The 13,578-nt window shown below is 62.8% G+C and carries 12 protein-coding genes; 7 read left to right on the top strand and 5 right to left on the bottom strand.

Translation table 11 applies throughout. The annotated features are described in order from the left end of the window. Positions 1-170 precede the first annotated feature (170 nt). Both NJ75_RS03355 and NJ75_RS03350 read left to right on the top strand, forming a co-directional pair. Entirely contained in the window at positions 171-998 is an 828-nt protein-coding gene (locus NJ75_RS03355; protein ID WP_039331445.1) for a flagellin N-terminal helical domain-containing protein, read from the top strand. A 125-nt stretch (positions 999-1,123) separates the two neighbouring features. After that, a complete protein-coding gene (locus tag NJ75_RS03350; protein ID WP_039331444.1) occupies positions 1,124-2,731 on the top strand; it encodes a lysine--tRNA ligase in 1,608 nt (535 codons plus the stop codon). Here the strand turns inward: NJ75_RS03350 and NJ75_RS03345 are convergent, their stop codons facing one another. Beyond that, positions 2,732-4,594, bottom strand: a complete 1,863-nt coding sequence (locus NJ75_RS03345; RefSeq protein ID WP_039331443.1) for a DUF885 domain-containing protein — start codon at positions 4,592-4,594, stop codon at positions 2,732-2,734. After that, positions 4,585-5,208: a prolyl hydroxylase family protein gene (locus NJ75_RS03340; RefSeq protein ID WP_231735613.1), complete on the bottom strand. Its 624-nt coding sequence runs from the start codon at positions 5,206-5,208 to the stop codon at positions 4,585-4,587. The genes NJ75_RS03345 and NJ75_RS03340 overlap by 10 nt, the downstream gene beginning before the upstream one ends. Before the next feature lie 318 nt (positions 5,209-5,526). Between NJ75_RS03340 and NJ75_RS03335 the strand changes: the two genes are divergently transcribed. Continuing rightward, a complete protein-coding gene (locus NJ75_RS03335) occupies positions 5,527-5,895 on the top strand; it encodes a MarR family transcriptional regulator (protein WP_039331512.1) in 369 nt (122 codons plus the stop codon). A 58-nt stretch (positions 5,896-5,953) separates the two neighbouring features. Here NJ75_RS03335 and NJ75_RS03330 read toward each other — a convergent pair whose 3' ends face one another. Then, the gene (locus NJ75_RS03330; RefSeq protein WP_039331511.1) at positions 5,954-6,889 is read right to left on the bottom strand and encodes an RcnB family protein; all 936 of its coding nucleotides are present in this window, start codon (positions 6,887-6,889) and stop codon (positions 5,954-5,956) included. Positions 6,890-7,080: 191 nt separating this feature from the next. Between NJ75_RS03330 and NJ75_RS03325 the strand changes: the two genes are divergently transcribed. The 3 genes from NJ75_RS03325 (at position 7,081) to NJ75_RS03315 (ending at position 9,091) form a co-directional block, all read left to right on the top strand. Continuing rightward, entirely contained in the window at positions 7,081-7,668 is a 588-nt protein-coding gene (locus NJ75_RS03325; RefSeq protein WP_039331438.1) for a hypothetical protein, read from the top strand. A gap of 75 nt (positions 7,669-7,743) precedes the next feature. Further along, positions 7,744-8,607 carry an AraC family transcriptional regulator gene (locus tag NJ75_RS03320; protein ID WP_039331435.1) on the top strand — a complete coding sequence of 288 codons (864 nt, stop codon included), beginning with the start codon at positions 7,744-7,746 and terminating at the stop codon, positions 8,605-8,607. After that, on the top strand, positions 8,543-9,091 hold the full coding sequence (locus NJ75_RS03315; protein ID WP_156135690.1) for a DUF6265 family protein: 549 nt from the start codon (positions 8,543-8,545) through the stop codon (positions 9,089-9,091). Before NJ75_RS03320 ends, NJ75_RS03315 begins: the two co-directional genes overlap by 65 nt. Before the next feature lie 199 nt (positions 9,092-9,290). Here the strand turns inward: NJ75_RS03315 and ettA are convergent, their stop codons facing one another. After that, positions 9,291-10,964 (bottom strand): energy-dependent translational throttle protein EttA, encoded by a 1,674-nt coding sequence (gene ettA / locus NJ75_RS03310; RefSeq protein ID WP_039331432.1) that lies wholly within the window; start codon positions 10,962-10,964, stop codon positions 9,291-9,293. A 136-nt stretch (positions 10,965-11,100) separates the two neighbouring features. On the opposite strand from ettA, the gene NJ75_RS03305 reads away from it, so the two are divergent. Next, positions 11,101-12,429, top strand: a complete 1,329-nt coding sequence (locus NJ75_RS03305; protein ID WP_039331429.1) for a M28 family peptidase — start codon at positions 11,101-11,103, stop codon at positions 12,427-12,429. A gap of 104 nt (positions 12,430-12,533) precedes the next feature. On the opposite strand, the gene NJ75_RS03300 is transcribed toward NJ75_RS03305, so the two are convergent. Further along, positions 12,534-13,538, bottom strand: a complete 1,005-nt coding sequence (locus NJ75_RS03300; RefSeq protein ID WP_082013238.1) for a sensor histidine kinase — start codon at positions 13,536-13,538, stop codon at positions 12,534-12,536. Between the last annotated feature and the right edge of the window lie 40 nt (positions 13,539-13,578).

The following is a 13,578-nucleotide window of genomic DNA, read 5'->3' as shown; positions in this document are numbered from 1 at the left end:
GCGTTAGAACAGGAATGGAACACCGCACAACCCCGTGGCCAGCTAAAACAGAGCCTTTCACCGCGATTTACCGTCCCCCTTAAAACCTGCGCCCCGCAGCCGTCCTTCTCCACAGCAACCAATACCGGCGTGTCCCACCAGATGCTCCGGCCCATAGTGGAGAATGGGAAATGGCAGTCATCAACACGAATATCAGCGCCATACGCGCTACGAATGCTTCGAACTCGGCCAACAAGATGCTGGGTACAGCGATGGAGCGTCTGTCGACCGGCAAGCGCATCAACGGCGCGAAGGACGACGCCGCAGGCCTCGCCATCAGCACGACCATGACCTCGCAGATCAAGGGCATGGGCCAGGGCGTCCGCAACTCGAACGACGGCATCAGCCTTGCTCAGACCGCCGACGGCGCGCTGAACGAAGTGACCGCAATGCTGCAGCGCATTCGCGAACTGGCCGTCCAATCGGCCTCGGGCACCTATCAGGACGCCACCGACCGCGTTTACATGCAGAGCGAAGTCGACCAGCTTACCGCGCAGGTCGATCAGATCATCACCAACACCAATTTCAATGGCGTGCAGCTGTTCGACGGCACCGTCACGTCAATCACGATCCAGGCAGGCTCGGACGCTTCGGACCAGGTCATCCTCGAGATCGCCGATCTCACCACGCTGCAGGCCTCGGGCGGTGCTGCCGGCTCATACGATGTATCGACGGCAACCGCAGCCAACACCCTGCTCGGTACGCTGGACTCCGAACTGGACTCGATCTCTGGCGCGCGTTCGCTGCTTGGTGCAGGGCAGAACCGTCTTGAATCGGTGATCAACAACCTCAACGACAACATCACCAACCTGTCGGATGCCCGCTCGCGCATTCTCGATACCGACTATTCGGCGGAAACCACCGCCATGGCCAAGGCACAGATCCTCAGCCAGGCGTCGACCGCCATGATCGCCCAGGCCAACCAGGCCCAGCAGAACGTGCTCTCGCTTCTGAAGTAAGCCTCCCTCAGAAGCCTCCACGGAAGGGCGGACGTCGCGTGAGCGTGGCGCCCGCCCTTTCGTCGTCTGGTCATCCCCGGTTTTCTCTTGCACCCGTCGCGCCCACGCGCAAAAGGGCAGGCACCATGACAGACGCAATCAGCACCGCCGCCCAGACCTCCAAGGCTTGGCCCTTCGAGGAAGCCCGCAAGCTCATAAAGCGGTTCCACGGCGGCAAACGCGATGCGTCAGGCGAACTGATCCCGGTTCTGTTCGAAACCGGTTATGGTCCTTCGGGCCTGCCGCACATCGGCACCTTCCAGGAAGTCCTGCGCACCACGCTGGTCCGCCGCGCCTATGAAGTGCTGACCGGAGGCCATCCCACGCGCCTCGTCGCCTTTTCCGATGACATGGACGGCTTGCGCAAGGTGCCTGACAACGTGCCGAACAAGGCGCTGCTCGATGCCCATCTCGGCCATCCGCTCAGCCGCATTCCCGACCCTTTCGAGAAGTTCGAAAGCTTCGCCCACCACAACAACGCCATGCTGCGCGATTTCCTCGATCGCTTCGGCTTCGATTACGAGTTCGTCTCGGCTTCGGACCGCTACAATTCCGGCGCCTTCGACGACGCATTGAAGGGCGTGCTACGCAACTGGCAGGCGATCATGGACATCATGCTCCCCACCTTGCGCGAGGAACGCCGGAAGACCTATTCGCCGGTCCTGCCGGTCTCGCCGACCACCGGCGAAGTGCTGCAGGTGCCGGTCGAGGTGGTCGATGCCGAAGCCGGCATTGTCCGCTTCACCGACAGCAATGGCGAAACCATCGAGCACACCATCCTAGGCGGCTGGTCCAAGCTGCAGTGGAAGGTCGACTGGGCGATGCGCTGGGTCGCGCTTGGCGTCGATTACGAGATGTGCGGCAAGGACCTCACCGACAGCGTCACGCAGTCGGGCAAGATCGCCCGCGTGCTCGGCGGCCAGCGCCCCGAAGGCCTGATCTACGAACTCTTCCTTGATGAGAAGGGCGAGAAGATCTCCAAGTCCAAGGGCAACGGCCTGACCATCGAGCAGTGGCTCGAATACGGCAGTGAGGAGTCCCTGGGCTTTTACCTCTTCCGTGAGCCCAAGAGCGCCAAGTCGCTCCACGTCGGGATCATCCCCCGCGCGGTCGACGAATACTGGCAGTTCCGCGAAAAGATCCCGACCCAACCGATCGAACAGCAGCTCGGCAACCCCGTATGGCACCTGTTGCGCACCAACGGTCCGGCCGAGGGTGAGGGCGAAAAGCTCCCGGTCACGTACGGCCTGCTGCTCAACCTCGTCGGCGTATTGGGCGCGCAGGCCACGCGCGATCAGGTCTGGTCGTATCTTGGCAACTATGTCGAGAACGCCGATCCTGCAGCGCACCCCGCACTCGATGGCCTCGTCACCCGCGCTCTGGCCTACAACCGCGATTTCATCGCCCCCACGCTGCAGCGCCGCAAGCCGGAAGAGAACGAGGCAAAGGCTCTGGCAGCGCTCGACGAGGAACTCGCCGGTACGTCCGATGATGCCACCGCAGAGGAACTGCAGAACATCGTCTACGAGATCGGCAAGGACCCGCATTACGGGTTCGAGCAGCTCCGCGACTGGTTCAAGTGCCTCTATGAAACGCTTCTGGGCTCCAGCGCCGGACCGCGGATGGGCAGCTTCATTGCGCTCTACGGCGTCAGCAATACTCGCAAGCTGATCGCCGAAGCGCTCGGAGATTGATCAACGGGCAGCGCGGGTGCGCGCGATCCACCCGCGCACCTTGCCTTCCAGCACTTTCATCGGCAGCGCTCCACTGCCAAGCACCTGGTCATGGAATGCGCGGATGTCGAACTTTCGGCCAAGCGCGCCTTCCGCTTCCTTGCGCAGCCGCTGGATCGTAAGCGCCCCGATCTTGTACGATAGCGCTTGTCCCGGAATGGCAATGTAGCGGTCGACTTCCGCCTCGGCGTCGCTGCGGCCCATGCCCGAATTGGCAAGCATGTAATCTACCGCCTGCTCGCGGGTCCACCCCTTTGCGTGAAGGCCCGTATCCACCACCAGCCGCATCGCCCGCAGCATCTCGTCGTCCAAGGTGCCCCAATGCTGCATCGGGTCCTTGTAAAGACCCATCTCGAAACCCAGGGTTTCGGCGTAGAGCGCCCAGCCTTCGATGTAGGCGTTGTTGCCGCCAAAGCGCTGGAAATCGGGCAGGGCCGTGTTCTCTTGGGCAAGGCTGATCTGGAAGTGATGGCCCGGCGCGCCTTCATGCAGGTAAAGTGTGGTCACGCCCGTCAGGTATCGGCTCTTGAGGTCGTAGGTGTTGAAGAAGAACGTGCCCGGCTGCACGCCATCGGGCGTCCCTTGCGCATAGCTGCCACCTGCTTCGAACTTCGCGCGGTAGGCAGGGTAGGGCTGGATCTGCAGGGGCGTGCGCGGCAACTGCAGGAAATAGCGTGGAGCCAGAGCGTCAACCTTGCGACCGACCGCGCGAAAGCCCTCCGCGAGCTGTTGTTCGGTTCTGGGGTGGTAGCGTGGATTGGTTCGCAGATCGTCGAAGAACCCGCGCAAGGGACCAGTATAGCCCAGCTCCGTCTTGACCTGCTCCATCTCGGTCTGGATTCGCGACACTTCGCCCAGGCCCATTGCGTGAACGGTCTCGGGGTCGAGATCAAGCGTGGTATAGGCCCGAATCAGTTCGCGGTAGAGCGGGCCACCTCCCGGCAAGGCAGAGAGGCCCACCTGCTCGCGGGCTGCAGGGCGATAGTCATCCGCCAGAAACCGACGCAGCTTCCGATAGGCCGGGTAGATGTCGCGCCGTGTGACTGCATACAGATCCCTGCGCAGCCGCAGTTTCTCCGCGCTTGAAAAGGTGCTGGGAAAGCTGCGCGCCGGGCTGGTGAATGGCGATCGCTCGACCGGCTGGGCCAGCAGGGCATCGATCTGGGCGATCATGTTGTCCACCGTCAGCCTCGGCTCGGTCACTCCGCTTGCCATTCCCTCGCGGAAGCGCGCAGTAGCCTGATCAAAGACGCGCCCGAGCACGCGGTGCCGTGCGATCAGAAGCTCGTAATCGCGCGTCGTCTCCAGGGCGATGCCGCTGCCCGGAGATGACAGTTCGGGGTAGGAAACGTGGAAACCGCCAAAGTGGTTGAACGGGCGAACCTCGGTCAATGCCAGAAGGTCGGGTTGCAGCAGTGCGGCGTCTGCGCTTTTTGCATCGATCAGCACTTCGCGCGACAGGCGATGTGGCTCGTCCAGTTTGCTGGGGCTTATTTGCCGCAGCCGCGCCAGCAGTTGCGCATTTGCCTCGCGCCGCTCCCTGGCAAGTTCTGGCGAGAACAACTGCAGGAATGCCTCGACCGAAACGCGCTGGCCTTGCTGCAGGGCGCCAACAGGATCGAGCGCGAAGCCTTGCCGCATTTCATCGGCAAAGATCCGCTCAAGCTGGGCATTTTCCGGAAGACCGGATGATGCCTGCGGGCCATTGTCGATCTGCGCGGCGACAACGGAAGAACCTGTGGCAGCAGTTGCAGCATGGCTTGCGCCCGGCTGCAGCAAAGCGAGTGCAATCAGGCCGTGCCAGGCCCCCCATTTCAGTGCCACGGGCGCGACCTGTACCACTTGGTCAGGACATACTTCTTGCCGCGCACAACCGGCGTTCCGGCGTGCAGGGCATCAGGATTTGGTGTGCCGTCGGGCTTCATGTTGTTCCAGAGCAAGAGCGCACCCGGTTGCGGCGGGATGGAGAGGTTGACACGGGTGAAGTCGGTTGTCCCGCCTTCCTCCACGGCGTTGAGATACGCCATGGCCGTCCAACTACGCTGGCCGCCGCGTTTCTGTTCCGTATCCCAGAAGTGCTGCGAAGGCAGAAAGTGGTCATAGTGGCCACGAAACTCCTGTCCCGGTTCGTAGCGTTGCCCCTGGATCGTCTCGCCGAACGCGGGATCGATTCCGATCAGGTCGTCAATCCGGCGCTGCAGCATGAGGATGAAAGGGTCAAACGGATCCACGTCCCCGGTATAGCTGGTTCGGCCAGTCGCGTCCGTACCTTTGTAGGTGGGGGAGGGGCGCGCCACCTTGTCGACGATGGCGATCAGCCTTTCGCACTCTGCGGCCGAAAAGAAATCCGCCACGCCAAAGATCTCGAGCCCATCCACCGGGATACGATAGACGCCAGAGTCGTTTGCGAGACGCTTGCGGACTGTCTCTCCGATCAAACGCAGCGCCGAGGTCTCTGCATATGACTGACTCTTCTTTGAAAACAATCCCATATTGCACGATCTCATGTTGGAATCGGCTCGTCACCGCAATCCAGTTCAATTGATCCGAACCGGACTAATACTATGGATTTGGCGAAGCTTTCTGCAGTCCTTTGCGTTAACCAAACTTCCTTATGAGGTCATCTCGGGTCACCAATAGATCATGAACGCTGCCAGACCTTCAAGGGTCGGTATCTGCAAAGCCGCAATGCCACTTGTCGGCGCCGGGTGCCAGCACGCTCCTCGTGATTTCTTGTCGCTCGCATGGAGCATTGCTTGGACGCTTACGTAGATCCCAACGCCGAAATCCTTCGTCTTGCAAAGGCGCTCTACAACCTGCGTCGCAAACGTGACGAGGCAAGCGGGCGACCAGGCCTTTTCGCAGAGCCCGGCTGGGACATCCTTCTTGATCTGTTCATCGCCGACTGCCGCCGCACCGATATCCAGGTGTCGAGCGTCTGTCTCGATGCGGGAATTCCGTCGACGACTATCCTGCGCTGGATTGCTCGCCTTGAAGAGGAAGGGCTGATCTTTCGCGAACCGGATAGTACTGATGCCCGCCGCCGCTATGTGCGGCTGACGGGGCAAGGACGTGAAATGATGACAAACGTGCTGCGCGCGCTGGCGGAGTACAGCAGGGCCTGACCGAGCACGAAAAAGGCCCCCGCACCGTCGGGTGCAGGGGCCGGATGGGTTGCTCGTCTTACCAGAAGAAGTCGTGGATCACGTCCACCACTTCGCCGGAATAGACATCGACCAGCAGCACGTCGTCCCAGTAACGCACCCAGCGATACGGACCGTATGCGGGGGGCAGGCGGTAAGCCCAGGGATCATTGATCCAGTAGTTCTGGCCATAGAAGCCAGAGTTCAGGAAAATGCCGATCGACAGGCGGCTGTAGTTGTACCCACGATAGGGTGAGTAGTACCGTGGCATCCGGTAGATCCCGCGGTTCACGCTGCGGTAGTGGTTCCAGTTGTAGCGGTTGTCCCGCCGCCAGTCATTGCTCCAGCGGCGATAGTCTCCGCGATAACTGTTGCGCCAGTTGTCGCCCCGGCGATCGTCGCGCCGCCAGTTGTCGCGGTTCCAGTCACGCCCGTCGCGATCACGGCTCCAGTTGCGCCCGTCCCGGTCACGGTCACGGTTCCAGTCACGACCGTCGCGGTTCCAATCCCGCCCGGCGTTCTGGTTGCCAGGGTTGGTCCCGTTCCACTGTCTGCCGTCCCAACCGCGCTGCGGCACGGCAGGCCTGCCCGCGTTCTGCGCCGGTGCCGGACGGTTCACGGTGCCCGATTGCCAGTCGCGGCCCTGCGAACGTCCCCAATCCCGCTGCGAACCCTCGGTCCGCCCCCGCCATGCGGGTCGCGACTGGTCAGGCCGTGATTGCTCTGGCCTTGCCTGCGCCTGGGGGTTGGACCCGCCCCAAGCCGGACGCTGAACCTGCGGTGCGGCGGGACGCTGCACTTGTGGTGCCTGCGGGCGTTGCGCCTGCTGGTTGCGAAAATCACCACCACCGCGCCAGTTGCCACCACCGCGGTTCTCACCGCCTCGATTTTCACCGCCGCGCTGCCAACCGCCACCACGCTCTTCGCGCTGTTGCTGCTGGGCGAATGCCGTGGATGGAATTGCTGTTGCGGTCATGGCCACAGCCAGTGCGTAAAGTGCACTGCTTCTGAAGATTGACTTGCCGGACATCGTGACCGACCCTTTCCCGATATGAAGAGCCGCGACACCCTTCGCAGCTTTAATACGATGGTAATAAACGATTCGCGCTGTCCGATGTCTGAACCGGGTTGGTAGCCTTTTGTTCAGGTTCGTATGGGGAAAGATGAATGGAGTTGACGCTCGATAGCGTTCTTGCCGATGCCACCGATCGCCTTGCCAAGGCTGCAAGGCAGCGCCGCAGTGCGATGCACACGCCGGTCGTCGGCACTGCTGATGGCGATCTCAGGATGATGGTCCTGCGCGAGGCGACACCGGACCTGACCCTGCGTTTCCACACCGACCTGCGCAGTCCCAAGTGCGCGCTGATCGGCAATTGCGCCCCGGTCAGCGTCCTTGCCTACGATCCCGAAACCCGCATCCAGATCCGCATGCGTGGTGAAGGGCGGATCGAACATCGCGGTCCTGTCGCCGATGCCGCGTGGGAGTGCGCCACCGCCTCCAGCCGTCGCTGTTACCTCGCCGGTGACGGCCCGGGCGCTGTGCTGGAAGCCGCCGGGTCGACCATTCCCGAACACCTTCTGCACCGCGCGCCGACCGTCGAGGAAACCTTGCCCGGTCGCGGCAATTTCGCCGTCCTGCTGGTCGAAGTCCGCAGCCTTGATTGGTTGCACCTCACTCACGAAGGCGGCACCCGCGCCCGCTTCACCCGCGAAGACGAAGCCTCGCCGTGGCACAAGACCTGGCTCGCTCCCTAGAAAGCGCAAGATCGGGAACGACAAGACCCCGGCAGCGAGACATGAGGGCAGTGCATGAGACCCGGAAGGACACGCATGAAGCCTGACCAACGCAGCCGCTACGCCACTCGCATCGAACGCGCCATTGCCCTGCTCGAACGCAGTCTCGCCACAGGCGAAGTGCCAAGCCTCGCGGACCTTGCAGCAGAAGCGGCGATGTCGGAATATCACTTTCACCGGATATTTCGCCTGATGACCGGCGAAGCTCCCGGTGCCGCCATTACCCGCGCACGCCTCGCCGGAAGCCTGCCAGCTCTGTCAGCGCAAGGCATCAGCGCCGCCACCGGGCAGAGCGGCTATGCCACGTCGCAAGCCTATGCCCGCGCCCTGCGTGCCACGACGGGCCAGACTCCGTCTGCCCTCGGCAGTGACCCGCAAAGCCTCAGCAACACCGCCAAAGCCTTGGGCGAGCCCCGATCGGACCCGCAGAGCGCGCTGCGCATCGAGATCGTCGAACTCGCCCCACTGCGCCTGCTCGCCGTCCGTAATGTCGGCGCCTATTCCGAACTGAACCGCGGCTTTGGACGGCTGTTCGAACTCGCGCTTGCCCAGTTGGGGCCGGAAAGCCTGCAGGCGATCTGGGGCATGCCGCACGACGATCCCCGCTACGCCGCACCCGAAGCCTGCCGCTTTACCTGCGCCCTCGATACCGGCGGTCTCGGCACACCCGGCGGCGACCTTGAAGAGCGCCAGATTCGGGGCGGCCCGCACCTCTCGTTCTTCGCTACCGGCGACTATGACGACCTGCATGGCCTGATCGACACGCTTTACGCAGAGCTGCTCGCACGCGATTTGGAACTGGGTGAGGGACCTGTCCTGATCAACTACCTCGACGATGCCGACGAGGTCGCCCCGCCACACCAGCGCGCGCACGTCTATCTGCCACTGGCGCTCGATTGAGGGAGGAAACCATGAAGCTGCTCTTGTCCGCCTTCGCCGCCTTGCTGCTCACCCCGATCACCGCCGCGCCGCGCCGCCCGCAACATTGGCGGACGTCGCGTGGCTGCAGGGTTCTTGGGAAGGTGAGGGCATCGAAGGCGCACCCGCGCTCGAAGCCTATGCCCCGGCAGCTGGCGGGCAGATGGTCGGCCACTTCCGCCAGTTGAACAAGGACGGCACGGTGATGTTCTATGAACTCATCACCATCGTCGAAGAAGGCGGCTCGCTCGCCTACCGTCTCAAGCACTTCAACGCCGATCTCACCGGCTGGGAGGAGAAGGGCAAGGTCGTCTCTTTCCCGCTAATCGAGCGCAAGGGCGACCGCCTCGATTTTTCCGGCCTAGTCTACGAACGCACCGGCAAGAACACCATGACCGCCTCGGTCACGGTCAAGGAAGGCGGCAAGACCGAAACCCTCACCTTCCGCTTCCGCCGCAAGGGCTGATCCCCTTGGTCGTCATTTTGTGCGGCAGGTCGGTGTATTCTCACCGTCATGCTGAACTTGTTTCAGCATCCATCCCTCGCCAAACACCGTCCGTGCGTGTGGCGAGATGGACCCTGAAACAAGTTCAGGGTGACGAAATAGGATGACGCCCCGCCCGCCAAGATGGCCAGCGGGGCGCGCCCATTACTGACAAAGAAGATCAGCGCGTCAGTTTCTTGTACGCCAACGCGGTCGGACGATCTGCCGCGTCACCCAGGCGGCGGCGCTTGTCTTCCTCATAGGCCGCGAAGTTGCCTTCGAACCATTCGACGTGGCTGTTGCCCTCGAACGCCAGGATGTGCGTTGCCAGACGGTCAAGGAAGAAGCGGTCGTGCGAAATGACCACGGCGCAACCGGCGAAGTTCTCGATCGCGTCTTCCAGTGCGGCCAGCGTTTCCACGTCAAGGTCGTTGGTCGGTTCGTCCAGCAGCAGCACGTTGCCGCCGGCCTTCAGCATCTTGGCCATGTGCACGCGGTTGCGCTCACCGCCCGAAAGCTTGCCGACGTTCTTCTGCTGGTCGGGACCCTTGAAGTTGAACGCGCCGACATAGGCGCGGGTTGACATGTCCTGACCGTTGACCTTCATGTAATCGAGGCCGTCCGAGATTTCCTGCCACACGTTGTTGGCGGGGTTCAGGTCGTCGCGGCTCTGGTCGACATAGCCGAGGTGGACGGTCGAACCGATTTCCACCGTGCCGCTGTCGGGCGTTTCCTTGCCGGTCAGGATCTTGAACAGCGTGGACTTGCCCGCACCGTTCGGCCCGATCACGCCGACGATGCCACCGGGCGGCAGCATGAACGACAGGTCTTCGAACAGCAGCTTGTCGCCATAGGCCTTCGAGATGTTCTTCACCTCGATCACCTTGCCGCCAAGGCGCTCCGGCACCTGGATGACGATCTGGGCCTTGCCGACCGGACGGTTGTCCTGGGCGTTCTGCAGTTCCTCGAACTTGCGGATACGCGCCTTGGACTTGGTCTGCCGCGCGGCCGGGGTCTGGCGGATCCACTCGAGTTCGCGCTGCAGCGCCTTCTGCTTGCCGCTTTCCTCACGCTCTTCCTGGGCCATGCGCTTGGCCTTGGTTTCGAGGTAGGTCGAATAGTTGCCCTCGTAGGGGAAGTACTTTCCGCGGTCGAGTTCGAGGATCCAGCCCACCACGTTGTCGAGGAAATAGCGGTCGTGGGTGATCATCAGCACCGCGCCGGCATAGTCCTTGAGGTGGTTTTCCAGCCATTCGACGGATTCAGCGTCAAGGTGGTTGGTCGGTTCGTCCAGCAGCAGGATCGAAGGCTTCTGGATGAGCAGGCGGGTCAGCGCGATGCGGCGCTTTTCACCGCCCGAAAGGCTCGCCACCGACCAGTCGCCGGGCGGGCATCGCAGCGCTTCCATCGCGATTTCGAGTTGGTTGTCGAGCGTCCAGCCATCCACCGCGTCGATCTTGTCCTGCAACTCGGCCATCTCGGCACCGAGCGCATCGAAGTCGGCATCTTCCTCGGCCATTTCCATGCCGATCTGGTTGAAGCGCTCGACCATGTCGGCGATCTCGCGCGCACCGTCCTTGACGTTCTCGAGCACGGTCTTGCTCTCGTCGAGCTGCGGTTCCTGCTCAAGGTAGCCGACGGTGATGTTTTCACCCGGCCAGGCTTCGCCGGTGAAGTCCTTGTCGATCCCGGCCATGATCTTGATCAGGGTGGATTTACCGGCACCGTTCGGGCCGACGATGCCGATCTTGGCACCCTGATAGAACTGCAGGTTGATATTGCTCAGCACCGGCTTCTGCGCGCCGGGGAAGGTCTTCGTCATGTCTTTCATGACGTAGGCGTATTGGGCAGCCATCTCGGGTCCTTGGGTAGAAGGCAAAAACTGTTGCGCGCCCTCTATCCGAGCGCGAAGGGTCGGGCAAGCGGGGCTTGTGCGACAAGGGCGGCGGGCAGGGCTTGGCAGGCGGTGGGGCGGGCGATAGCACGGTTGCATGAGAAACCATGCTCGCGCCCTTGCGCTCATCGCCACCCTTTCCGTCTCAACCGCTTATGCGCAGGATCCGAAGGGCGATGTCGCCTGGGACCTGCTCGCCGGGCTTACCAGCGAAGTCGGGCCGCGCATGCCCGGGTCCGAAGCCGAAGCGCGCGCCCGCGTCTGGGCCGAAGCGCGATTGAAGGCGCTGGGCTTCAGCAAGGTCGCGGTCGAGCCGTTCAGGATCCGCGGCTACGTGCGCGGCCGGGACGAAGCCAACTTGCTTGCTCCGATCCCGTTCAAGCTTGCGATCACTGCACTGGGCTACAGCGGCACCACGCCGGAAAAGGGCATCGAAGGCGATGTCGTCTATTTCCCCACGCTCGATGCGCTGAAGGCCGCGCCGGCCGGCTCGCTCAGCGGCAAGATCGCCTTCATCGACCACGCGATGAAGCGCAACCAGGACGGCAGCGGTTATGGTCCCTACGGGCAGGTCCGCCGTGCGGGGCCAGCTATCGCCTCGGGCAAGGGCGCGATCGGCGTGGTGATCCGCTCCATCGGCACCGACAGTCACCGCAACCCCCATACCGGCGGCACCACGTTCCCCGATGGCGTCAAGCCGATCCCGGCAGGCGCGGTCTCCAATCCGGATGCCGATCTGATCGCCCGCATAGCGCGCAGCGGCAAGGCAATCCGCCTCAGTCTCACGCTCACCGGCAAGACCACCGACAATCTTCCCTCGGGCAACGTCATCGGCGATCTGCCGGGCCGCGATCCCTCGCTCCCGCCGATCCTGCTCGGCTGCCACCTCGACAGCTGGGATCTCGGCACCGGCGCGATTGACGACGCAGCGGGGTGCGCCATCATCACCGCTGCCGCCTTGAAGGCGCAGGAGGGCGGCGCGCCCTTGCGCACCATCCGCGTTCTCTGGGCAGGCTCGGAGGAACTCGGCGGCTTCGGCGGCAAGGCCTACGCGGAAAAGCACAGCGAACCCCACGCCCTCGCGATGGAGAGCGACTTCGGCGCCGCCCGCGTCTGGCGCGTCCAGTTCAACATGGCCGACAAGGCCCTGTCCGACCGCATCGCCGCTGCCCTGTCACCGATGGGTATCGTCCGTGGGAGCGGCAAGGCCGATGGCGGGACCGACGTCGAGCCGGTGATCGAAAAGCAGAAGCTCAGCGTGGTCGACCTGAACCAGGACGGCACCCATTACTTCGATCTTCATCACACGCCTGACGACACCCTGGACAAGGTCGATCCCGCCGAATTGGCGCAAAATGTCGCTGCCTGGGCCGAGGTCCTGAAGGTCGTCGCCAACGAAGCGGGACCGATCGCTGCGGCACCGTGATCGTGCATGGGCAAAGCCCCGCCCAGTGGGGCGTTTGCCTACACGAGTCAGGGGGGAGTTAGGGGTGAGTTGCGGTAGAGTTGGGAGAGAGTTGGAAACTGCCCTCAGCCCTCCGGAAACTCGACAATCGTCCTCACCCCGTTGCTGCCGTCGACAGTGATCGTGCCGCCGAGCTGGGTGGCAAAGCCCTTGGTGATGGCAGTGCCGAGGCCGCGATGGCGCGGGACGTCGGCGTGTCCCGGAGAAAGGCCGCGCCCGTTGTCTGCAATCGTCAGGCGCAGCCGTCCGTGACTGGCGGGTTCCAGCGTGAGACGAACCTCACCGGACGAACCTTCCGGAAAAGCGTGCTTTATCGAGTTGTTGAGCACTTCCGTGATGAGCAGCATCAGCGTCATCATACGGTCTACGGCAAGGGGTGCATCGACCGCGCTGATGATTACCTTGACGTCCTCGGCCCCGGCCACGTCCTGCGCCTGAGCCACGACATTTTCGATCTGTTCGGGCAGGGGAATCTCACGGGCCGCCGGGTTGTAGAGTTGGCGATGCACGCGGCCCATCAGTTCGATGCGCTGGTCGGCGCTTTCAAGGACCGTGAGAGCGATTTCCGGCGTCCGCTCGATCTGTCGGCGCTGGATGCGCAGCATCGAGGAGACCGAGGCGAGGTTGTTCGCCACGCGGTGCTGAAGTTCCTGAAAAAGCAGGGTTTGCTGGTCTGCCATCGCGCTCAGCTGGCGCTGGCTTTCGACCAGCTGCTCCTGGCGCTGTTGCAGCCCGTCGATCAGAAGGACATCCACAATCACCACTGCTGCGAAGAATAGCAGCGCGGTCGCCACTGGAGCAGAGAGCACGAAAGTATTCGCTGGCGGAATGAAAAAATACCATGAAGACAACAGACTAAGCACGCCACAGAGCGCGCCGGGGCCGCGTCCGGCAACAAATGCGGTGACGATCACGGCGGGAAAGAACGTCAGGAATGGGAAGCCGGGAGGTAGAAGATTGTCGGCTGCCTGCCTGAGTATCGTGGCGATTATCGCAAGGCCAATCGCTACGGCGTAGCCGGACAGCTTACCGCGCAGGGGTCTGACAAGAGTTCGCGGAAATGCGGGCATATTAGCTCGACAAATGCCAGCGCTGGCGACGTATTGCAAC

It is taken from the genome of Novosphingobium subterraneum, assembly GCF_000807925.1.
Lineage (GTDB): Bacteria > Pseudomonadota > Alphaproteobacteria > Sphingomonadales > Sphingomonadaceae > Novosphingobium > Novosphingobium subterraneum.
Note: the sequence above shows the minus strand (reverse complement) of the source record. Positions and strands in the feature narration are given on the sequence as shown.